This window comes from Arthrobacter sp. P4_F11 (assembly GCF_056401395.1).
On record NZ_JBFUJK010000046.1, the window covers coordinates 1 to 876 of the forward strand.

Below are 876 nucleotides of genomic sequence, written 5' to 3' on the forward strand. Positions count from 1 at the left end.
GTGACGTTCTCGGGTGAAACCGCCTCCGGCTGGCAGCAGGCTACGTTCTCCAGCCCGGTGGCCATCACGGCAAACACCACCTATGTGGTGTCCTACCGGGCCCCGAACGGGTTCTATTCGGCCAATGGAGGCTACTTCAGCAGTGCTGCGGACACCCCTCCGCTGCACGGCCTGGCCAGCGGCACCGACGGCTCTAACGGCGTCTACAGCTACGGAGCCACTGCGTTCCCCAACAACAGCTACAACAACGCCAACTACTGGGTCGACGTCATCTTCAACGCAACAGGACCTGCAATTTCATCAGTTGGTCCTGCAAATGGTGCGACGGGTGTGGATGTGGCGGCGGAGCCGGCGGCGACGTTCAATCAGGCCGTGACGGCGTCGTCCGTGGCGTTCAGMCTGAAGGACAGCGGCGGCAATGCGGTGGCTGGTACGGTTTCCTACGATTCCGCGACCAGTACTGCCAAGTTCACGCCGGCCAGCGCCCTGGGATATAGCAGGACATATACGGCCACTGTCAGCGGGGCCACGAACAGTACGGGCCAGACGATGACGGCACCCTATTCCTGGACATTCACCACGGCCGCCGCGCAGGGGGGGTGCCCGTGCAGTGTGTTCAGTTCGACTTCGGTGCCGTCCACCGTCACAGTCAATGACGCCAACGCCGTGGAGCTGGGCATGAAGTTCCGTTCCGACGTGGCCGGGACTGTCACAGGTGTCCGGTTCTACAAGGGAAGCAGCAATACCGGGACCCATACCGGCCATCTGTGGTCCGCCTCCGGGACGTTGCTTGCCTCGGTGACGTTCTCGGGTGAAACCGCCTCCGGCTGGCAGCAGGCTACGTTCTCCAGCCCGGTGGCCATCACGGCAAACACC

General features: G+C 63.1%; 1 protein-coding gene. It reads left to right on the plus strand.

The features are described 5' to 3' along the window. Window positions 1-876: DUF4082 domain-containing protein (locus AC1DRO_RS21170; protein WP_476952338.1), on the plus strand; the 876-nt coding region annotated here is incomplete at both ends.